The sequence below is a fragment of the Rhodopirellula sp. P2 genome (genome assembly GCF_028768465.1).
GTDB lineage: Bacteria > Planctomycetota > Planctomycetia > Pirellulales > Pirellulaceae > Rhodopirellula.
Genome location: NZ_CP118225.1, coordinates 5,080,535 through 5,102,403, shown reverse-complemented (window position 1 = coordinate 5,102,403; position 21,869 = coordinate 5,080,535). Strand labels below are relative to the sequence as shown.

Sequence of the window (21,869 nt, the reverse complement as noted above, 5' to 3'; positions counted from 1 at the left end):
ACTACCGGCACAACCCAATGCGGTTTGCTCAGAAAGTGGGGCGGCGGCGGGACTTAACAGTGATCAGCAGTGACGTTGGTTGAGCCAGTTCTCAATTGAACGTGACGGCAACTCCTAGCATGACGGTGGAACAACGATGTCGGTACGGAAGCTGACTGCAAAACTATTGGCAGCCCTGGCGGTTTTTGCTGGTGGCGCTTCGGTGTCCGCCCAGGAACATGCATTGGCGGACCCTTTCGCGTTTGACCCTGACTTTCAGTGGTTTGAACCAATCTACGATGCTGACATCGTGGATGCAAAACCGAAAAAACGGGCTCACACGGGCTGGTTCGGAACTTATGACAAGCTGCACTTGTGGGGCAAACGCCCTGAGGGTGAAGCGACAACTGTCGGAGGCGACAGTGGCGAGTACCAACTCGATTATGGCGAGGGAAATCGCTACGAGTTCGGTTACATGAAGCCGCGAGAAGACAGCGGTTGGTTGTTCGGATGGTCGGATCTGGACATTCGTGCGGCTGAATACACTCGTGCTGAGCGTATCAACCGTCTCAATGTGACTCAGTTGGAAGGGGATCCCGAATTCCCCGGCGGCCAGTTTGGCACCAACGTGCTCACCGATGACAACAACAACTTCGGTTACGACACGCGATTCTACGAGATCGGTCGCTCGACCAACTTCGTCGAATACGACAGCTACGAAATCAACAAAACTTGGCGAATGGAACCGTATCACTACGGTGGAATCCTCGAGCCCATGGTCGGTGTCCGGTTCGTCACCTTGGACGACCAGGCGGTGACTCGCAGGTATTCACGGACTCGTGAAGACGGTGCGACGATTCTCCCGGGGACAACGGAACTGACTGAGAACCCATACTTCGTCGACCTCGGTGTCAACGACGATGCGTATGAACGATTGGATCAGGACATCACCAAAGTTGACAACGAGATGTACACCATGCAACTCGGATTTCGATACTTCAAGTTTGTCAACCGCTTCCGCTACTCAGCCGAGTTCCGGGCCTTCAGCGGCGTCAACCTTCAGCATGCGTCGAGATACACTGTGGCTGAGAATACGTTCTACGATGGTTTCGGTGCTGACTCAGAAGTCACGTCGTTTTACCGCACCGAGAACAAGGTCGAGCACTACCGCGATGACACCTTCTTCATCGGTTACGACGTGCGGGCCGATCTGGGTTATCAGCTGACCAACATGATTCATGTTCGAGGTGGATTCCAAATCTTCGACCTGGCCAAAGGGCTAGGACGAGCCGCCCACCGAGACGATGCACTGACTGAGATCGGATCCTCCGACCAAAGCTTCTTGGCGGTCGGTGGAACGTTCGGGATCGAACTGAACCGCTGATTCAGATCCCGTCCCACTGCTAGCTGATCACACGATTGAAGCCGGCGAGGTGAATTCACCTCGTCGGCTTTTTTTTCGTTTGTATCGGACCGCTTCCTCCTCGATGCGTCCGGCCGGCTCCGCTGTTCGGCTCGCCCAGCGTTCCGGCACCCGCCATTGGAATCACGTTCTTCGCGAGCGACCGTGTTTCTGAGGGAAGTGGTCGGCCAACGCGATCCGTTTTTGGGGGTGGTGAATCGGAGTGCACTCCTGAGGCTGGAAGATGAGGTATCATGCGGGTCCCAATCGCTGCGGCGATTGCCTGCCTACCTTCCCTCCCCGCCTTGAATGGAAACTTGCCATGCGCGATGTCAAGAATCGACGTTCGTTTTTAAAGTCCACCGCGATTGCCGGAACCGCAATCACTCTCTCTGCGACGCAATATTCGCGTGTTTACGGTGCCAATGAACGGCTTCAGATCGCGAGTGTGGGAACCGGTGGGAAAGGTTGGAGCGATTTGCTCGGTGTCGCTGCCAGCCCGCAGGTCGACGTGATCGGGTTGTGTGACATTGACAGTTCGCCCAAGCACCTTGGTCAAGCCGCTGAACGGTTTTCATCGGCCCGTCGCTACGCCGATTGGCGAAAACTGCTCGATGAAAGCAATGACCTGCAAGGCGTCCTGGTCTCCACGCCAGATTTCATGCACGCACCGATCTCCCTGCCCGCGATGCAGTTGGGGAAACATGTGTTCTGCCAAAAGCCACTGACGCACACCGTGACGGAAGCTCGCCAGATGAAAAAGGCAGCCCAGAAGTTCAAGGTGGTGACTCAGATGTGCAATCAAATTCAATCGCACTCGGCGTATCGCACAGCGGTTCACTTGGTTCACGAAGGAATGATCGGGAAGGTTCGCGAAGTTCATTCGTGGCAAGGCGGAAGACCCTCTTGGCCGCGACAGATTCCGCGCCCCGCCGGCAGCGATCCCGTCCCCGCGGATGTTCGTTGGGATCTGTGGCAAGGCGTCGCTGTCGAACGTCCCTACAAAATTGGGATGTATCACCCATTCAATTGGCGCGGTTGGCAGGCCTACGGTACCGGCCAGCTGGGCGATTTCGGATGCCATATCTTGGACCCGGTCTTCAAAGCACTGGAAATTCACGCACCGACGAAGCTCACCGTTGAGGCACCGGAATTGATGCCTGAAACCTGGACCGATCGAGCGACCGTGCGTTACCAATTCCCCGGAACCAAGTACACCGCCGAAACGACCCTGCCGGTCACCTGGTACGACGGAGTCGGAGTGTCGCCGCCGCGAGAGCGACTGGCTCACATTCCTGAGGATGGGAAGCTTCCCGGCGCGGGCTCGGTGCTGGTTGGCGAAAAGGGTTCGTTGGTGATTCCCCATGTCGCGATGCCGCAGCTCTACCTCGCAGACCAATCCTTGGTGGAGGATCTGCCGGTGATCCCCGCGGTGGACCACTACACGCAGTGGGCGGACGCCTGTCGCGGGACGGATGAAACCACTTCCCACTTCGACTACGCCGGACCGCTGACGGAATCGGTTTTGCTCGGAACGATCGGGATTCGCTTCCCGGGGCAAGAACTGCAGTGGGATACCGAAGCGATGAAGATCACAAACCATGCCGAGGCCCAGCAGTGGGTGACCAAGCCGTATCGCAAAGGTTGGGAACCCACCTGGGTCTGAGGTCGGCGATCATTCCTAATGTTCGGCTCAGTGGTTGACGCTGGAAGGTACGGAGCAGGTGGTGATGTTCACGAACGCTGGCGTGCTGCTGGCTGCCGATTTAACCAGGGCAAGCGCCGAAAGGCACTTGGTGTTGAAAGCTTTCGAGGTTGCTCGGGGGCGGTGGGGTGTCACCGGAATTGTCCCCCGTGCGAGTTTTCGTCAATCCAGCGGCGCTGGGTCGGCGCTGCGATGTGACGTAAACGCCTGCCAGCAATGGGCTTGATGGGGCTCTCGCTGAGCGGTGACGTGCAGGACGGTTTTCTGCTTTTCGACCTCGTATCGAACCGGACTCCGTTAGGATACAGTTCAGTGTTCAATCACCTCCTAGTGGCCGAGGAAACCATGGCAAAAGTCGATCAACCAGCCCCGAAGAAAGATGAACCGGAGTCGCTTGCCGACCACACGGCAACCATCAAGTCGCAGATCCTTGAAAAGATTGGCAGGCCCCCACGGTTGCATCGTGTCGAGGTTTGTCGGCACCACAACGGCAACTACCGGGTCAACATCTGGGAAGAACTGGAACCCATCGGGGAATTCTCTCTGTCAAAACGGATTCACATCGGGGCGTCTTACTACCTGAAGGTTTCTGATTCCGGCGAGATCCTTCACAGCAATCCGCCGTTGAAGAAACGCAAATTCAAATCGTAAAATTGTCCTCTCGACCTCCGGCGAATCGGATGTCCTTTGGGATGCCCCGATCAACGGTAGCTTGATTGGATGGAAGAACCAACATGATGATCGAAATCGGCGGAACGTTTGACTTGGAAGTGCTCAAGCGAACCGACTTTGGAATGTTTTTGGACGCCGGGGAACTGGGCGAGATCCTGCTGCCCACCAAGCACACCCCGGACGACTTGAGCGTCGGTGACATTGTCGAAGTCTTCCTCTACCTGGATTCGGAAGATCGCCCGATCGCGACCACTCAGGTTCCCAAAGCGGAGGTGGGCGAATTCGCTTACTTGGAAGTCAAAGAGAACACCCCGATTGGTGCGTTCTTGGACTGGGGATTGGACAAAGACGTCCTGGTCCCATTCGCGGAACAGCATCGACCGATGAGGGTGGGCGATTCTTACCTGGTGTTCCTGTATCTCGACAACCAAGATCGAATCACGGCAACGTCCAAGATTGACAAGTACGTGAGCAATGATCCCGAGCATGGTTTCTACCCGCAACAGGCGGTTGAGTTGATCATTGCCAACAGCACCGAGATGGGGCACAAGGCGATTGTGGATCAGAGCCATTGGGGACTGTTGTACAAGGATGAAGTGGATCAACGGATCAGCTTTGGTCAGACCATCCAAGGTTATGTCAAACACGTTCGCGTTGATGGGAAAATAGATCTCAGCCTGAAAAGTGGTCAGCAAATTCGCGACGACTTCAGCCAAGCCATTCAGAGCCACTTGGAAGAGAACGGTGGGTTTGCGCCGGTTCATGACAAGTCGCCTCCGAATGAAATCTTTGACCTGTTCCGGATGAGCAAAGGCCAATTCAAGAAGGCGATCGGTGCCCTGTACAAACAACAGGTGATTGCAATCGAACAGGATGGCATCCGGTTGCTCTGAGCATTGCTTGCTCGTTCTCGATGTCCGTAGGCGGTTGCCAAGTCTTGTGCGTGGATCGCCGAGCCGGTTTTCCAACGGTTTCGAAGCTTTTTCGTTCTCTCTGTGTCACACTTTGGATGGTGGAGACATGGTAGTAGCGAAAGGAAAAGTGACCGATGCAACGAAACGAATTCGCGAAACTGGTGCTGGAACATCAAGCCCGCCTACGGATGTTCATCCGGATGCTCGGTGCGCTGCCCGACGCGGTGGATGATTTGGCCCAGGATGCGTTTGTGGTTGCTTACGAGCGAATTGAAACGCTGGAGGACATCGACGACGCGGGGCCTTGGTTGCGTTCGATCGCTCGCAATTTGGTGCGAAACGAGTTGCGGAAAACGTCTCGTCGGCGACGAGTCGTCAACGCATCGCTCAGCGAAGCCATGCTGGCGATGTCCGACGAACCCATCACTGGCCCGTGGTCCGAGGACTGGTTCGCGGCACTTCGCGTCTGCGTGGATCGATTGCCCGGTCACGGTCGAGCCTTGGTGAACGGCCGCTACACGCGAGGGCAGAACGCGACGCAGTTGGCAAACGAAACGGAGATGACTCCCGCGGCCGTCCGCCAGGCTTTGTCGCGTCTTCGCGGGCTGCTGCGGACCTGCGTCGAAACCCGTTTGACGGAGGGAGCAACATGAGCGAACAAGCTCGGGAACCAGAGTTTGACCAGCAACTCGGACGTTTGCTCGACGGCGAACTCAGTGACGCACAGACGGAACGTCTGGCTCATTCGCTGGCGAATGACGATGCATTGCAGCGGCGCTACCGCGACCAAGTCGAAATGGACGAGGGGCTGGCGATGCTGGTCCGGGAAGAACGGGCGGGGCAACGGTTTGTGCAACTGCTGGATCAACGGCTGGATGCCGAATCCCAAAAGTTTGATTTTCTGCACAGCGTGCTGGACCGTTCCAGCCTGAACGCAGCGCGAGACCAACTCCGTCGCTGGGCTCCGCTGGCCGCAGTCGGGATCGCGGCCTGTTTGATGGTGGCGTTTTGGATTGGGATGTGGACGGGACGACACGCCGGGGTGGCACAGACCGGTTCTGACCCAGCGATGCATCCACAGGCGACGACGATGACCGAATCGGAGCCGGCGGATCCCTCGGTGGCGTTGTTGAAACGAGTCGTCAATGTCGAGTGGACGGGTGACGCGGCGTTTCGGATGGGCGATTCGGTATCGTCAAACCAGACGCTGGATCTGAAATCCGGATGGGTGCAGTTGCAATTCTTTCGGGGTGCCGTGTTGACGTTGGAAGGCCCTGCCAAGCTCGAAATTCGCGATCCGAACCTTGTCATGTTGCACGCGGGCAAGGCCTGGGCAAACGTGCCCGTTCCAGCTCGCGGGTTCACGGTGTTGACGCCGGAAACCAAAATCGTTGACCTCGGGACTGAATTTGGTGTGTCGGCAAATCCCGGCGAGCGAACCGAGGTGCATGTGTTTGACGGATTGGTGGAACTGCATGATCCGTCAGCGTCGGGAGATGCTGCGTCGCTGCACGAATTGGTCACGGGGCAATCGATGAGCGTTGATGGAAACGGGAACTCCCGTCCGGAAACCACTCGGATCGCCAAGATGCCATCCGAATCGCTGCTTCAACAGAACCAAGCCGAACGTCGACAGCATCGGATCGAACGTTGGCGGCGGTGGAGTGCTGAGATTCGCAAGGACCCTCGCGTGCTGATGTATTACGATTTCGCGGCGCCGGATCAGTCTGGTTCGGAGACGTCGCCAACCACTCTGCCGAACCTTGCTGCGGCCCAAGAGAATTCAAACGGTTCCATCATCGGTTGTGCATGGTCGGAGGGCCGTTGGCCAGGGAAAACTGCCTTGGATTTCAAACGGCCCAGCGATCGAGTCCGCTTCCATTTGGCCGGTGAATACAAATCGATCACGTTGGCGGCATGGGTGCGTGTCGATGGGCTGGATCGGTTGCTCAGTTCGTTGTTGCTGACCGATGGTTGGGATCAAGGGGAAGTTCACTGGCAATTTGATCAACGTGGGCAACTTGGTTTATCTGTCGGCCAAGTGTCAGGCGTGGCGTGGCGTTACACACCGCCGCTGGTGGATCTCACGCGTCTGGGGCAATGGATTCATGTCGCCTCCGTGTTCGACGGAACCAGCCAAACGGTGCGTCACTACTTCAACGGTCAGCGTGTGCCGTGCGAAGGTAAACTTCAGTACGATGGACCGATCCGAATTGGAGATGCGGAACTGTGCAATTGGGGACGCCCCGTCGACAAGAGTTCTCACGCGATCCGCAATTTCAATGGGCGAATGGATGAGTTTCTGATGCTCGATGATGCGTTGGACGAAGCGGAAATATTGCAAATCTACCATGCCGGAAATCCCAAGTTTTAGGAGACGTTCGATGCATCTGATCCATTTGGGAAGACCGCTCGTCGACCACGGTGCCGACGTTCGTTCGCATCCGGTCGGCTTGGGAATCGGGCTGATGCAGCGAATCGTGATTTGTGCTGTGTGGGGCTGGTTGGTGATGAGCCCGATCGCTGCTCAGTCCGCGGAGGATACCGAGCAGATCGAAACAGTGCAGGCCACGGCGGAACAGCTTGACTTCTTTGAGTCCAAAATTCGTCCGCTGCTGATTGATCACTGTTACGAGTGCCATGGTGAGGACTCTCAGGAATCGGAACTCCGTGTCGACACTTTGGCGGGCATGCTGACGGGCGGATTGGCGGGTGCGTCTCTGGTTCCGGGGAAACCCACCAGCAGTTTGTTGGTGACCGCGGTCCGCTATCAAGACAATGATTTGAAGATGCCACCGGATGAGAAGTTGTCCGATGTCCAAATCGCAGACGTAATCCGGTGGGTCGAGATGGGGGCGCCACATCCCGATTCCAACACCGTGGGGCCGATCGTCCAGCGGGGCGAGGTCGATGTGCAGGAAGGCCGCAAGCATTGGGCGTTCCAACTGCCCGTCAAAGCCATTCCGCCAGCGGTTGGCAATGCATCCACAGACGCTCCGAACCCGATCGATGCGTTTGTGCTGGCTGAATTGCGAGCCAATGGCTTGCGTCCCAATCCACCGGCCGACAAGCGAACGTTGCTGCGGCGAGTCACGTTTGACGTGACCGGGTTGCCGCCGACACCAGAGGAAGTCGAATCCTTTCTGGCCGATGATTCTCGCGATGCGTTCGCTAGCGTGGTCGATCGTTTGCTCGCGTCGCCTCATTACGGTGAACGGTGGGGACGCCACTGGTTGGACGTCGCACGCTACGCCGATTCAAACGGTCTCGACGAAAACGTGGTTCATGGGAACGCCTGGCGCTACCGCGATTACGTCGTGCAATCGCTCAACGAGGACAAGCCTTACAACGAATTCGTGGTCGAACAATTGGCGGGCGATCTGCTGGATTCCGGCGATGACGTGGAACTTCGTCACGAGCGTTTGATCGCGACGGGTTTCCTGGTGTTGGGGCCGAAAGTTTTGGCCGAGCAGGACGAAGCCAAGATGGAAATGGACATCATCGACGAGCAGATCGACACCGTCGGTCGCAGTTTGCTGGGGCTGACGCTCGGATGTGCCCGCTGTCACACGCACAAGTTTGATCCGATCAGCCACCACGACTACTACGGGTTGGCTGGGATCTTTCAAAGCACGCAAACGATGGACAGTTACAAGACGGTCGCCAAGTGGCACGAGAACTCGATTGAAACACCCGAGCAAGCTGCGGAACTGACTGCACACAAAGAAAGGATCGCCGCTCGAGAAAAGTTGATCGCTGACCGGGTTGCAGCCGCCAAGTCCGATTTGGATCCTCCAGCGGATACCGACGCCAAACCCGATGAAGTCGAGAAGCAATTTCCGGCGGAGATTCAGGCGGAGCTCAAAACGCTTCGGGAGGAATTGACGACGTGGAAGGAGGCGACTCCAGAATTGCCGACCGCGATGGGCGTGGTGGATGGTGAGATTGTGGACACCGCTGTTCATCTTCGAGGCAGTCACCTGACACTCGGCGACGTTGTGGCTCGCCGCGTGCCGGAGGTTTTGGCTTTGGATGACCAACCCGCGATTCCAGTGATGCAAAGCGGTCGCCTTCAGTTCGCTCGCTGGCTGACCAATGGACGCCATCCGCTGACCGCCCGCGTGATGGTCAACCGGCTGTGGCGAGGCCACTTCGGCAAAGGGTTGGTCAGCACCGTCGACAACTTTGGGCTGAAAGGTAGCCCACCAACCCATCCGGAGTTGCTGGATTGGTTGGCGGTTCGATTCGTCGAGGAAGGTTGGTCGATCAAGGCGATGCACCGGATGATCCTGTTGTCGCAAACCTACCAACGTAGCAGCGACTTTGACGCGTCAAACGCGGAGCTGGATCCTGGCAACCAGTGGTACTGGCGATACAGTTTGCGGCGATTGGAAGCCGAGGCGATTCGTGACGGGTTGTTGGCCGTCAGTGGTCAGCTTGACCGGACCACGGGCGGGAACATCATGCAGTACAAGAACCGTGAGTACGTGTTCAATCACACGTCGCAGGACAAATCCAAATACGATTCAACCCGGCGTTCGATCTACGTGCCCGTGATTCGCAATCACCTGTATGACATGTTTCAATTGTTCGACTACACCGACGCGAGCGTTTTGACCGGTGATCGAAACACCAGCACGATCGCGCCGCAGGCTTTGTTCCTGATGAACTCGGAAATGGTGTCCGACCTGACATTTGCGTTGGCGGATCGTTTGCTGGAAGACAACACCGACTCTGCCCAGCGAGTCCGCCGGTTGTACTTGGAAGCTTATGGGAGACCGCCCAGCGACGTGGAGATTTCCGATGGCCTTCGCTTCCTCTCGCAGTTTGAAACGCTTCTGCACCAGAACAAGTCTGAGCCCGCTGACGGCGGATTGGGTTGGGAGCGATCGGCCTGGCAAGCGTTCTGCCAAGCCGTGGTTTCGTCCAGCGAGTTCGTTTACGTCCGTTAGGAATCGTCGAAAACTTCGCTTCCTCCAATGAAGTCCCGCCTCCTTCCTTCCCTCCTGATCTGATGCAATTCAATCGACGACACCTTTTGCAGACCACCGCTGCTGGTTTTGGATCGCTGGCGTTGGCATCGTTGTTGGCTGACGAAGTCCGAGCGTCCGGCGGCACCGCCGAGTCGCTCGGTTTGGGGGCCCCGCATTTCGCACCGAAAGCGAAACGTGTCATCTTTCTGTTCATGAAGGGCGGCCCGTCTCACATGGACACGTTTGATTACAAGCCACAACTGCAAAAGGACGACGGCAAACCATTGCCGTTCGAAAAACCGCGAGTCCAGTTTGCTCCGACCAGCAACCTGTTGGCTTCGCCTTGGAAGTTCAAACAATACGGTGAGAGCGGCATCGCGGTCAGCGAATTGTTCCCACACGTTGCCGAGTGTGTCGACGACTTGTGCATCATCAATTCGCTGCACGGCACCAACCCGGCACATGGTGGGGCGAGCATGAAGTTGCACACGGGCAGCGATGTGTTCGTGCGGCCCAGCATGGGGTCGTGGGTCACTTATGGATTGGGGACGGAGAACCAGAACCTGCCGGGGTTCATCACGATCTGTCCGACGCTGGCGCATGGTGGCACGAAAAACTGGGGTTCGGCATTTTTGCCCGCCAGCGTTTCGGGGACCCCGATCGGCAACGCCAGCCAACCGTCCGATCAGGCTCGCGTGAAGTTTGTGAAGAACGCACGACTGTCTCTGGAAGCACAGCGGATGCAGCTGGATCTGGCCCAGTCGATGAACCGCGGGTTTCTGGAAACCACCGGTCCAGACTCAGCACTCGAAGCGCGGATCAAGTCCTTTGAGTTGGCATTCCGAATGCAGACCGAGATGCCGGAGGCATTGGACTTGGAATCCGAAACGGCGGCAACGCACAAGCTGTATGGCATCGACCACGAAACCACGGCCGACTTTGGTCGCCAATGTCTGATGGCACGCCGATTTGCTGAGCGAGGCGTCCGGTTTGTGCAGATCACGCACAGCAACACGGAGGTGCAGTGGGACCAACATGGCAACCTCCGCAAAGGTCACACGCAGAACGCTGCGGAGGTGGATTTGCCGATTGCAGGCTTGTTGAAAGACCTGAAGGCTCGCGGTTTGTTGGAGGACACGCTGGTGTTGTGGGGAGGCGAGTTTGGCCGCACGCCAACGTGCCAGGGATCTGGGCAGGACGGACGCGACCACAACCCGGAAGGGTTCACGATGTGGATGGCGGGCGCTGGATTGAAGACCGGCATCCAGTACGGCGCGACGGACGAGTACGGCTACTACGCGATCGAAAACAAAGTTCACCTGCACGACTTGCACGCCACGATGTTGCATCTGGTGGGACTCGATCACGAACAACTGACCTATCGCCATGCCGGTCGAGATTTCCGGCTGACGGATGTTGCAGGCAAAGTGGTTCACGACTTGTTCGCGTAGGGGAGGCGGTGTCACCCAACGGATTGCGGTCACGCTCAGATCGTCGTGCAAGCGGGGCTGCATTCGGCGGTCCGTCGCGACGATGCAATCGACGCGGCGGCGGTTTCAGAGTCGCCAAGCGACGGCGTGCACCAGCCTGGGACGCAAGTCCCAGGAATCAGGGCACCCACCACTGGAAAGTCGCGGAGCGATGGCAGGTGTTGGCCCAGCGGTGAGACGCCTGCCGTCGCTTTGCGACTGTTGGTTCGGTTCCTCTTGCTGTCCTCGGACTTGCGTCCGAGGCTGGCGCCTGTCATCGCTTCGCGACTGGTTGGAGGTGATTCGTGGATGGCACCATCCGGATCTGCTGGAGGTGATTGCTGGTTGGGGCGTTGCCGTGGCGCTCAGATCGTCGTGCATGCGGGGCAGTGTTCGATGGATCGTCGCGACGATGCAATCGACGCGGCGGCGGTGTCAGAGTCGCTAAGCGACGGCGTGCACCAGCCTGGGACGCAAGTCCCAGGAATCAGGGCACCCACCACTGGAAAGTCGCGGAGCGATGGCAGGTGTTGGCCCGGCGGTGAGACGCCTGCCGTCGCTTTGCGACTGGTGGTTCGGTTCCTCTTGCTGTCCTCGGACTTGCGTCCGAGGCTGGCGCCTGTCATCGCTTCGCGACTGGTTGGAGGTGATTTGTGGGTGGAGTTGAATCGTGGATGGCACCATCCGGATCTGCGTGGATGGCACCATCCGGATCTCCTGGAGGTGATTGCTGGTTGGGGCGTTGCCGTGGCGCTCAGATCGTCGTGCATGCGGGGCAGTGTTCGGCGGATCGTCGCGACGATGCAATCGACGCGGCGGCGGTTTCTGAGTCGCCAAAGCGACGGCAGGCAGCAGCCTGGGACGCAAGTCCCAGGAATCAGGGCACCCACCACAGGAAAGTCGCGGAGCGATGGCAGGTGTTGGCCCGGCGGTGAGACGCCTGCCGTCGCTTTGCGACTGGTGGTTCGGTTCCTCTTGCTGTCCTCGGACTTGCGTCCGAGGCTGGCGCCTGTCATCGCTTCGCGACTGGTTGGAGGTGATTCGTGGGTGGAGTTGAATCGTGGATGGCACCATCCGGATCTCCTGGAGGTGATTGCTGGTTGGGGCGTTGCCGTGGCGCTCAGATCGTCGTGCATGCGGGGCAGTGTTCGGCGGTCCGTCGCGAAGATGCAATCGACGCGGCGGCGGTTTCTGAGTCGCCAAGCGACGGCAGGCAGCAGCCTGGGACGCGAGTCCCAGGAATCAGGGCACCAACCACAGGAAAGTCGCGGAGCGATGGCAGGTGTTGGCCCGGCGGTGAGACGCCTGCCGTCGCTTCGCGACTGGTGGTTCGGTTCCTCTTGCTGTCCTCGGACTTGCGTCCGAGGCTGGTGCCTGTCGTCGCTTCGCGACTGGTTGGAGGTGATTCGTGGTGATTCGTGGATGGCACCATCCGGATCTCCTGGAGGTGATTGCTGGTTGGGGCGTTGCCGTGGCGCTCAGATCGTCGTGCATGCGGGGCAGTGTTCGGTGGATCGTCGCGAAGATGCAATCGACGCGGCGGCGGTTTCAGAGTCGCCAAGCGACGGCAGGCAGCAGCCTGGGACGCGAGTCCCAGGAATCAGGGCCCCACCACAGGAAAGTCGCGGAGCGATGGCAGGTGTTGGCCCGGCGGTGAGACGCCTGCCGTCGCTTCGCGACTGGTGGTTCGGTTCCTCTTGCTGTCCTCGGAATCGCGTCCGAGGCTGGTGCCTGTCATCGCTTCGCGACTGGTTGGAGGTTATTCGTGGATGGCAGCATCCGGATCTCGAGGCGGGCAACAAAAAAGGCACCCTCACGTTGATGAGGATGCCTTGGAGTGGATTTTGTTTGCCAGGACCTAGCGGCATTGATCGATGGTCAGGCTGCTGACTTGTTCGCTCTGCGACGACGCCAGACAAGCCCCGCACCACCGATCGCTAACAGTGCCATCGAAGAGGGTTCTGGAACGGCGGTGACTTCTGAAATACGCAAGTTATCTACCGAGAGAGAGTTGCCAGTGTCCGTACCGAACCGGCTCCCGATACTAAAAACATCGAATCGAAATTCTGGGCGAGGTGAATCAGAGGTGAATGCGGCAGGGTCAAGTGGACCACTTGGAAGCGTGAACTGATAGCTCGCAAACTGCTCGGTTACGTTGAACCCACTTTGGTACGTTTCACCAGCCAGTTTGAACTGCGCCTGGACGTATGCATTGGTATTTGGAGATTCCAATCCCTCCACTTTCGCATCAAAGCTGAAGGTGTAGTCAGATGCCTGAGTAGAAATCGGATTGCCAAGCAAATCGCCCATATTCAGTGAAACGTTTGAAAAGAAATTCACGGCACCGTCACTAGCGTTCGCCGGGGTGAATGATAGTACGGCGCCATTTCCTATGGAGCCTGTACCAGTAAGGTTCAAGCTTGGTGATCCATCGCCACCGGACTGACTGTATGCCGGAATCGCTGAGTCGAAGTTCAGCTCGTAAACGACACCGCCATTAGCAATAGATGTCGAAAGGCAAATTAGCAGCCCAAGGATTCGAAACATGATGATCTTTCTCGTTTAGATATCGACGATACGCAGCTTGTGATCTTTGTCCGTGTTCCAACTTACTTGGGAGACGCCTGTATACGCGTGCTAAGTTTGCTGAATTGGAGTACTCTTCTGAGGCTAGCAAGTAGCCCTTTCGGGCGGGCTCAATTTGATTCTGTTGCTGGGCAAAGTCCAAGTGCATCGGAGTCAGACGCATCGCCCTTGTCGCTACCGCCATTCCAGCAAACGGGGCTGTTCCTTTTCGACGGCCCCATCCGGGGCGGCGAGGTGACTTTGGGAACGTGGTCTCGGGGCTTCCACCCCGAGCTAACTACGCGGGCTCCTCCGGAGCCATTCATGCTCTTGCGCACTGGATGGGACCGTCATCGCGAACTGGCACACGCACATCTAACCCGGTAGCAGACCAAAGGCGGCGGCCAGAAAAGCGGGGCCGTTGTACATGCCGTGGATCAAGATCGCGACGGTTGTGTTCTTGGTGCGATCGAAGATGAATGGCAAGATCAGCATCAGTGGCAAGGACAGGACCATCACGGGGATTCCAAATGGAATGTGAAACGCCAGCCAGAGGAGACTGACCACCAACCATCCCCATCGCACCGTCAGGCGTGATTGCACATAGCCCCGCCACAGCAGTTCTTCGCCGACGATGTTCAGCACAAACATGGGCGCCCAAAGCAATAACAACAGACGGTCGCGACCCTCCAAAGGCGACATGTCGATGCACCATGGTTCGGTCTCGACTGGTGGCAACAGATCAAGCCTGGCCAAGTTGCTCCAGGCTGCGAGCAGGACCCCCGTTCCACCCAGTACCGAGAAAACTCCTGCAGCGGCGTAGCGCCAATCCCGCTGGCTCATCGGACGAATGTTGAGTGACGTCAACCGTTCCGCGAATGAGTTGGCTCCCTCCCGGTGAGCTTGCCAGACCGCGTAGGCGATCATGGGCGGGAACAACACGAAACCGATCAAGTACCAATGCGTCGCCGGGTGAAGTCCTGGCTGGGCGCGTAGCATCGGAAGCATCCACCAAAGAAGCAGCACGAGGTACAAGAGTGCCGCTGCAAAAATGGCCGCTGCTTGCGAGATCGTCAGTGAAGTTCGCCTGCGATTCATAGGGCAACCTCGGAGTCTGGCTCACGCATTCAAGCCCAGCTTGGGGTTGGCGGGACGAAGCTCGATTCCAGCAACTGAGAGGAGGTGCGGGTATCTCGTCAAGGAAACAACACGCCGCGAGCGGTCAGGTATCCGACCACGAAGCCAATGGCGGTGAAGACGAGAATGCTGATCAGCCACTGGCCGGTGGAGATGCCTGTTGATAAAGGCGATGGCGGGAGGGCATTGGGATCCGATTCGGGTGGCGGGGGTGGTGTGACCGATGGATTGCTGAGCGATGCGGGGGCAAGCGGATCGCCCGCCGAGGAACCAAGGTTGTCCCAGCTCATTTCGTCCAGCATCGATTCGCCCAGGGAGTCTTCCGGGCGTGGGATCCCGGCGGCGGGGATCGCGACTGGTTGCATGCCTTCGCCAATTTGAATGGTTCCCGAATCGTTGGTGTCGGCGTCCATCGTGGCCCAGGGGCTCAATCGCATCACGACTTCTGCCGCGGTGGTGATCCGCCGGGACACGTCCTTTTCCATCATGTCCGCGATCGTGTCGACAAACGCATCGCTGAGTTCGGGTGCCTGTTGAGTCGGCTTGAGCGGCATTTCGTTCAAGTGCCGACGACACTTCGATTTTGAGTCGCCACCGGGAAAAGGAACTGTTCCCGTGCAGGCGTAGTACAACGTGCAACCAAGTGAATAGATGTCGCTGGGCGGTCCAACCTGGTCTGGCGTTCGAATCTGCTCAGGCGACAAGTAGTCAGCGGTCCCGACCACCATTCCGGCTCGTGGATCGTCGTCTGGGCCAAAGGACAAGGCGGCCAAGCCAACGTCAGAAACCTTGGCATGACCGTCGGGCGTGACCATGATGTTGGCAGGCTTCACGTCGCGATGGACCAAACCCGATTCATGGGCGTAGGCGAGTCCCGCGGCGGCTTGGGCGATGATCGACGCGGCTTGCTGCATCGACAATCGACCATGCTCGCGAACCAGGCGTCGCAGATCGGTGCCCGGGACATACTCGGTGACCAAGTAATGCACCTTGCCGTCTTTGCCCGCGTCAAAGGCTCGCACCAAGTAGGGGCTGTCCAGATTCGATTGCAGCCGAATTTCGCGAGCAAAACTTTCCAGGCTCAGTGGGTCCGACTTTTGTAGCGGCAAGACCTTGATGGCGCACTGGCGGCCCATGATCTTGTGCACGCCGCCGAAGACCTGCCCCATCCCGCCTTGGCCAAGGAATTCGGTGATGACGTAGTTGCCGAGTGTCAGCTTCGTTCGTCCAGCACGAATTTGTTGTGACTGGTAAGGCGTCAAGATTCGATCGCGAACGAGAACCCTCGACATCTCTTCACAGACCAACTCGGGATCCAAACGATCTTCGCTGGCGAGGTTCTGTTTGACCTCTTTGGCGGCGCGTTCCCACTGCTCCGCCTGCAACAAATCAGATCGCAGGGCGGCTTCTCGAAAAACGGCGACGGGGGAAAGCGGCTCGCTCATCGGCTCACTTGTTGGTGTCGAAGACGACGCACAAATGAGTCACCCCGTGTCCAGACGACGCCCATTCGATCCGGTCGTCTTCGCACTTGACTTCGCCATCGATCGATGCCGCATCAATGGCCTGCATCGCAACCTTTGTCGGCGGTGTCGATGCGTCTTCGTGGCGATCGCCAAGTGGGCGAGACAAGGGCGAGATCGGATGAGCCAAAGCAACCGGCTGACAGAAACGCACGACGCCGCGAACGGATTTGCTGGTCGTTTGGATGGCTCGCAGGTGCAGCACCATGCGGCCATCGTCCAGCTTGCCAGTGGCGACAATTTGGACTCGCAAGGTGGAAGGCGATGCGTGCATCAACCAAGACCCAGCGGGCACACCGTTTCGAATCAATTGACCGTTGGGAACCTGCAGCACTGTCGGCGTTCGCCAAGGTTGCATGGCCGCATCGATCGGGTGCGGCACATCAAATCCAAACGCGAATTCGTGCCACGGCGAGAAGCCATTGGTGGCTTCGCTGGACGAGGTTGCTGCATCGGCGAGAGGCAGCAAGGTTTCCAGGAAACGATCTTCGCTGCGGCGATGGAAGCTGTTGCCGTGGGTGGCGACCAGCGTTTGGCACTCGTCTTCTTCGTGGACGAAACCAAGCGGGGCGAGGAACCGTCGGGCACTGGTCCGGTGCAGTTTCTCTCGCACGATGGCCCGCACCACGGGGCTGGCACCCGGGAATGCCATCCGCAGGACGGGATGATGGATCCAGTCCAAAGGAGCGTTCGTTTCTTCGGCGGCACTGGAGGTTCCCGGCAACGTTTCGAATCGAATTCGGTACCGAACCAAGCGGCTGCCTCGATTCAGTTCAATTTCGGATTGCCATTTCAGGCGTTGACTGCTGGCGGAACCAGACGCATCGTCGGAACTCTTGGTTGGCAATTCGATTGAACCGGTCATCGCGACAATGCCGCGTGAGACCGAGTTTTCTTTGGTTTGCACCGAGTCGCACTGGGCGACCAGCCCGGTTGCATTCTTGTCGGCCGACTTCTGTTTGGCGGGCACAAATTCGATCCGGGTCGACAGTCGATTGCCGCGGACTTTGCCGCTGTAAACGCCTTGGATTCCACCGTGCTCGGGATTGATGTTCAGTTCCAGGAACTCGTTGCTCATCCGTTCGCCGTCCACGATCGGGCCGGGACCGCGGCTCATTGAACGGCCAAGCTGTTTCGCCCATCGAATCAGACGAGGGTGATCGCCGCCGGCGGAGGGAACCCCGGTATGCACGGCGGGTTCAGCCAGCAAGGGTTTGGCCGCAGGGTTGGAACTGGTCCAGCGATATCCCCAAGCAGGAATGTCGAGCACCGCTTCCGTGTTGTTGCGAACCGCGTGGGCATGAAAGACGGAACGATTGTTCGTTGGCAGTTTGCCTTTGACGAGCACCCGTTGCCGCGTCGGCACACCGCTGCTGTTGATGACCAGCACGTTGTCGGTTGGCTGTGGATTGGAGGTCGAATCCGAAGGTGCTTCGGTGCAGTCAGCCAGTCCGAGGGATTCTGCCAGCCCATGAGTTGGATCGGTTCGGCGAGGGTTGGCCAGCATCGACAGACCGCTGGCATCGCGACTGGATTGCTGGCGAACCAAGGAAGCGTAGCCGGTGGCAGTTTGGCGAGCCGCTTGGGCGCCTGCTTGCATGCGATCCGCGGGCGAGGCTTTCCAAGACGCGGAGGAACCATGGTGATAGGGATTTTCGCCGTCGATGAAGTAGTCGTCGATCTTCCAGAACCGACCGAGGGCGAGGGTCCAGGTTGCGGCTCGATTCAAATCGCCGAAGCTGTCGCAACCTTCGCCGGGCCAGTGCACCAGCAACGCGGTCGCGATTTCGCCTGCGTCGATCGCTTCGCCCAATCGCGTCCCCAACGTTAGAAAAGACGACTCGTTGTTGGCATCCAAGGGCTTGGCCGTCAACGCTTCGATTTCATGCCCGTTCTCGCCCAGGATCACCTTGGCTTCGTCACCAAAGCCGGTTCCGTTTACGAAGTCGATGGGCAGCAATCCACGGCACTGGGTTTGAGCTTGCCCGTCGTGCTTGTGGCTGGCCAAGGCCGCGACGACTTCCGGCGTGGTGCTGCCGCCCAATCGAGCGTGCACGACCATCGGTTGGCCGATGGCACGTTGAACCTGATCGATGGATTCACGCAGGGTGCGTTCCATTTCGTCGATTGTCAGCTCATCGAAACAAACCGAGGGAGCGGGGCCGCCGCCGGCCCAGGACATCCCTTCAGCGGCAAAACGCGATTGAAACGTTTGCTGCACCGCTGCGTCCGCATTCAGCACCGCCTCCGCGACGGCTTGATCGACCAACGCGTTGCGAGGCGTCGCCAGGATCGCTTCCGTTTCGCTGGTCGTTGGCTCGGGCTGATCGAAAAATCGGTCCAGCGTCGACGGCGTCAAAAGCGTGAGGTCAATCAACGACGGGTCGGACGCGAAGTAGTGGTCGCGTTCTTCCGCGAGTGCGTCGAAGCAATCGTGCAGTGCTGCCGCGGTGGCTTCGGCGTCGTTTTGTGTCCAGGCTTCGGCGGCGTCGAGAACTCGCGTTTCGAAGTAGACCTGATCGAGGTTGCTGGTGTAGCGAAGCCGGCGGGTCAGCACCTGGATCTGCCACCACGTGTAGCCGAGTGCGAAAAAGTCGGCCGGCGAGACCTCGCGACCTTTTTCCGTCACCAGGCGGACGTCAGCCAGCAGCGAGGCGGAAAGATTGGGCCAATTGGCGTTGGGATCCTTCTTCAGCGTGCTCGAATCACCGAACCAACTGCTTTCGATCGACGAATCAATCAGAGCCAATGCATCCTGGCGACTGCGGCAACGAACTCGGATCTCGCGATGAGAATCCTGCTGAATCGTGACGCAACGCTGCTCGGCATCGGACGAAGTCAATGAATCGCGAACGGAGGCGGTCAGTTTTGACACGCTGGCTTCCGGCACCAGCAACAGACGGAGCGGGCCCTCCTTGGAGGGGGCGAGGGCTGTTGTTTGGGAGGATTCGGGAGATTCTGCGAGTCCGCCGATGGGAGTGGGTGGCGACGGCAAATCGTCGGCTCGGTGCCAGGTGGGGACTCTTCCCACCTGAGCGAGCAAGCGAGGGTGCCAAGCCGCGGTCAACGTGCCCAGCAGACTCTGGGCGGCGTTATGATCCAACCGGGAAGGGAAATCTTCGATCGTGCTGCAAGGAATTAGGACGCAACATTCGGCAAAGGACGGCATGAGCGACTAAAATTTGACGTGAAGGAGCGAAAAGGGGATACTAGCGGTTTGGCGAGATCGCCGGCACCTCCCGGACTCGCCCCTGGCATCAACTTTAGCTGATGCCACTCATCGATTTGAAAAATCTTGTCTCTTCGTGTTGAAAGTAAACCATGGCCGGATCCGGCGGCGTTTGGGGAATCGAAATTGGTCAGAGCGCGCTCAAAGCGTTGCACTGCGTCAAACAGGGCGATGAGATCGTTGCCGATGCGTTTGATCTGATCGAGTATCCCAAAATTCTGGGACAAGCCGATGCGGATCCTGACCAGCTGATCGCCGATGCGCTGGATCAGTTGATGCAGCGAAATGACGCCATTCGCGATCGAGTCTGCATCAGCGTTCCCGGTCAAAGTGGGTTGGCGAAGTTCTTCAAACCACCACCGGTGGAACTGAAGAAAATCCACGACATCGTCAAGTACGAAGCCAAGACTCAGATCCCGTTTGAATTGTCCGACGTGGTTTGGGATTACCAAACGATGCCGGGAGCAACGATCCAAGAAGGCTACGCCCTGGAAAGCGAAGTCGGTTTGTTCGCGATGAAACGGGAGCAGGCTTACCGTCAACTCGCGCCGTTCCAAGAGTCCGACATCGAAGTCGACATGGTGCAGCTGACTCCGATCGCTCTTTACAACATGGTCGCTTACGACCGGTTCCACGAGCGAATTGAAAACGAGACGTTTGATCCGGATGAACCACCGACGTCCAGCGTGCTGCTTTCGATCGGCACCGACAGCAGCGACTTGATCGTGACGAACGGTTTTCGGATCTGGCAACGCAGCATGCCGATCGGCGGGAACCACTTCACCCGTCAGCTCACGAAAGACCTCAAGCTCACGTTCGCGAAAGCAGAACACCTCAAACGCAACGCTCGCGAAGCGGTCGACCCGAAGCTTGTCTTCCAAACCATGCGGCCGGTCTTCAACGATTTGGTCACGGAAGTCCAGCGTTCGATCGGATTTTTCCGCAGCATCGACAAGAAGGCCGAGATCACCGAATTGTTGGTGACAGGGAACACAGTCAAAATGCCGGGCCTGGCGGCCTACTTGGGCAAGAACCTCGGTTACGAAGTCCACACGCTGGATCGATTCAATCGATTGTCCGGCGACGATGTGCTCAGCATCCCGACCTTCCGCGACAACGCACCAACCTTTGCGGTGTGTTACGGGCTGTGTTTGCAAGGGCTGGGGCTGAGCCAGATTCACACGTCGCTGATTCCAGCCGAGATCAAAACCGAACGGATGATCCGTGCCAAGAAGCCTTGGGCTCTGGCAGGCATGGCAGCTCTGTTGTTGGGTGCGACTACCCAGTACGCGTTGACTCAGCGTTCGTGGCAAACGACTCACGAGGACCTTTGGTCCAGTGCGGAAGCGGCCGTGACGAGCATGTCGTCTTACAGCTCGGACCAAAAATCGGAAGACACGTTGCTGGTCAGTCGCTTGACGTTCCTGAATCGTCTGGGCGAAGAAATTTCCGGCAACGCCGAACGCCGCCTCGTTTGGTTGGAACTCATCAACGCAGTCAACGCTGCGATTCCGCGGGCGGATTACCCGGATGGGAAGATCCCCAGCGTCAAGGAACTGCCGCTGGAAGATCGCATTGATTTCCACATCTCCGAAATCGACACCAAATTCTACGAAGATCTCGCAGAGGATTGGTACTCCGAGCGGTTGGATATTCGTTACAAAGAAGAGATGAAGAACTGGTACGACTTGATGCGAGATTCGGCACCGCCGGAAGAACTCGCCGACGACACCGGTCCCGAAGAAGAAGGTTGGGTCATCCAATTGAAGGGATACCACTACTTCAACAGCCCGAAACACAAGGGCGAAGAAGGCAGTCAGCACGTCCGGAAGTACTTGACGACCAACTTCCGTGAGAAACCAATCAACTTGATCGACCCGCAAGGCAATCCGATCACCTTCACACCGGAAGAGTTTGGGTTCAGCTACCCATTGTTGCTGAATGAGAACCAACCTCAGTTGGTCCAGGTTCCCAACCCCGACTACGACCCCGTCTCCGCCATGACCGCGATGCAATTGCGGGCCGAAGGGGACGACGACGTCAAAGTCGAATCGCCTACTTTGGAAGTCCTGAGGCTCGACTTCGTGTTCCAGGTCGTTTGGAAAGAAAGCGTTCTCAGTGAACGAATCGAAGCCAAGCGATTGGCGGACGAAGAAGCTGCCTTGGAGGCCGAAATGGAAGGTGAGGGCGGCAGCACTGACGACGACCTCGATGCCGATCCCAATTCCGTTGCGATCGCCAACTAGTCCAACTTTTCGGCGATCACCTCGCCACCCACAAACAACCTTTTCTCTCTCGACT

General features: G+C 58.0%; 16 protein-coding genes. 9 read left to right on the top strand and 7 right to left on the bottom strand.

Going from position 1 to position 21,869, the window contains the following annotated elements:
* Positions 1-136 precede the first annotated feature (136 nt).
* From PSR62_RS18035 to PSR62_RS18000, 8 genes are all read left to right on the top strand, one after another.
* Positions 137-1,363, top strand: a complete 1,227-nt coding sequence (locus tag PSR62_RS18035; RefSeq protein ID WP_274404395.1) for a hypothetical protein — start codon at positions 137-139, stop codon at positions 1,361-1,363.
* Between the two features lie 340 nt (positions 1,364-1,703).
* Entirely contained in the window at positions 1,704-3,047 is a 1,344-nt protein-coding gene (locus PSR62_RS18030) for a Gfo/Idh/MocA family protein (protein ID WP_274404394.1), read from the top strand.
* 384 nt (positions 3,048-3,431) lie between these two features.
* Entirely contained in the window at positions 3,432-3,737 is a 306-nt protein-coding gene (locus PSR62_RS18025) for a hypothetical protein (RefSeq protein ID WP_274404393.1), read from the top strand.
* 83 nt (positions 3,738-3,820) lie between these two features.
* Complete coding sequence (locus PSR62_RS18020; protein ID WP_274404392.1) at positions 3,821-4,651, top strand: CvfB family protein; 831 nt, start codon at positions 3,821-3,823, stop codon at positions 4,649-4,651.
* A gap of 155 nt (positions 4,652-4,806) precedes the next feature.
* Positions 4,807-5,325, top strand: coding sequence for a sigma-70 family RNA polymerase sigma factor (locus tag PSR62_RS18015; protein ID WP_274404391.1), 519 nt, complete (start codon positions 4,807-4,809; stop codon positions 5,323-5,325).
* Positions 5,322-7,046 (top strand): LamG-like jellyroll fold domain-containing protein, encoded by a 1,725-nt coding sequence (locus tag PSR62_RS18010; RefSeq protein WP_274404390.1) that lies wholly within the window; start codon positions 5,322-5,324, stop codon positions 7,044-7,046. The genes PSR62_RS18015 and PSR62_RS18010 overlap by 4 nt, the downstream gene beginning before the upstream one ends.
* A gap of 10 nt (positions 7,047-7,056) precedes the next feature.
* Positions 7,057-9,624: a PSD1 and planctomycete cytochrome C domain-containing protein gene (locus tag PSR62_RS18005; protein ID WP_274404389.1), complete on the top strand. Its 2,568-nt coding sequence runs from the start codon at positions 7,057-7,059 to the stop codon at positions 9,622-9,624.
* Between the two features lie 62 nt (positions 9,625-9,686).
* The gene (locus PSR62_RS18000) at positions 9,687-11,096 is read left to right on the top strand and encodes a DUF1501 domain-containing protein (protein WP_274404388.1); all 1,410 of its coding nucleotides are present in this window, start codon (positions 9,687-9,689) and stop codon (positions 11,094-11,096) included.
* A gap of 35 nt (positions 11,097-11,131) precedes the next feature.
* On the opposite strand, the gene PSR62_RS17995 is transcribed toward PSR62_RS18000, so the two are convergent.
* From PSR62_RS17995 to PSR62_RS17965, 7 genes are all read right to left on the bottom strand, one after another.
* Positions 11,132-11,392, bottom strand: coding sequence for a hypothetical protein (locus tag PSR62_RS17995; RefSeq protein WP_274404387.1), 261 nt, complete (start codon positions 11,390-11,392; stop codon positions 11,132-11,134).
* Between the two features lie 87 nt (positions 11,393-11,479).
* The gene (locus PSR62_RS17990) at positions 11,480-11,740 is read right to left on the bottom strand and encodes a hypothetical protein (protein WP_274404386.1); all 261 of its coding nucleotides are present in this window, start codon (positions 11,738-11,740) and stop codon (positions 11,480-11,482) included.
* Positions 11,741-12,234: 494 nt separating this feature from the next.
* Positions 12,235-12,546 (bottom strand): hypothetical protein, encoded by a 312-nt coding sequence (locus PSR62_RS17985; protein ID WP_274404385.1) that lies wholly within the window; start codon positions 12,544-12,546, stop codon positions 12,235-12,237.
* 446 nt (positions 12,547-12,992) lie between these two features.
* Positions 12,993-13,661 carry a PEP-CTERM sorting domain-containing protein gene (locus tag PSR62_RS17980; protein ID WP_274404384.1) on the bottom strand — a complete coding sequence of 223 codons (669 nt, stop codon included), beginning with the start codon at positions 13,659-13,661 and terminating at the stop codon, positions 12,993-12,995.
* Positions 13,662-14,054: 393 nt separating this feature from the next.
* Complete coding sequence (locus tag PSR62_RS17975) at positions 14,055-14,777, bottom strand: CPBP family intramembrane glutamic endopeptidase (protein ID WP_274404383.1); 723 nt, start codon at positions 14,775-14,777, stop codon at positions 14,055-14,057.
* A 98-nt stretch (positions 14,778-14,875) separates the two neighbouring features.
* Positions 14,876-16,261 carry a serine/threonine protein kinase gene (locus tag PSR62_RS17970; RefSeq protein ID WP_274404382.1) on the bottom strand — a complete coding sequence of 462 codons (1,386 nt, stop codon included), beginning with the start codon at positions 16,259-16,261 and terminating at the stop codon, positions 14,876-14,878.
* A gap of 4 nt (positions 16,262-16,265) precedes the next feature.
* Complete coding sequence (locus tag PSR62_RS17965) at positions 16,266-19,442, bottom strand: hypothetical protein (RefSeq protein ID WP_274404381.1); 3,177 nt, start codon at positions 19,440-19,442, stop codon at positions 16,266-16,268.
* A gap of 218 nt (positions 19,443-19,660) precedes the next feature.
* On the opposite strand from PSR62_RS17965, the gene pilM reads away from it, so the two are divergent.
* Positions 19,661-21,814, top strand: coding sequence for a type IV pilus assembly protein PilM (pilM, locus tag PSR62_RS17960; protein ID WP_274404380.1), 2,154 nt, complete (start codon positions 19,661-19,663; stop codon positions 21,812-21,814).
* The last annotated feature ends 55 nt before the right edge of the window (positions 21,815-21,869 follow it).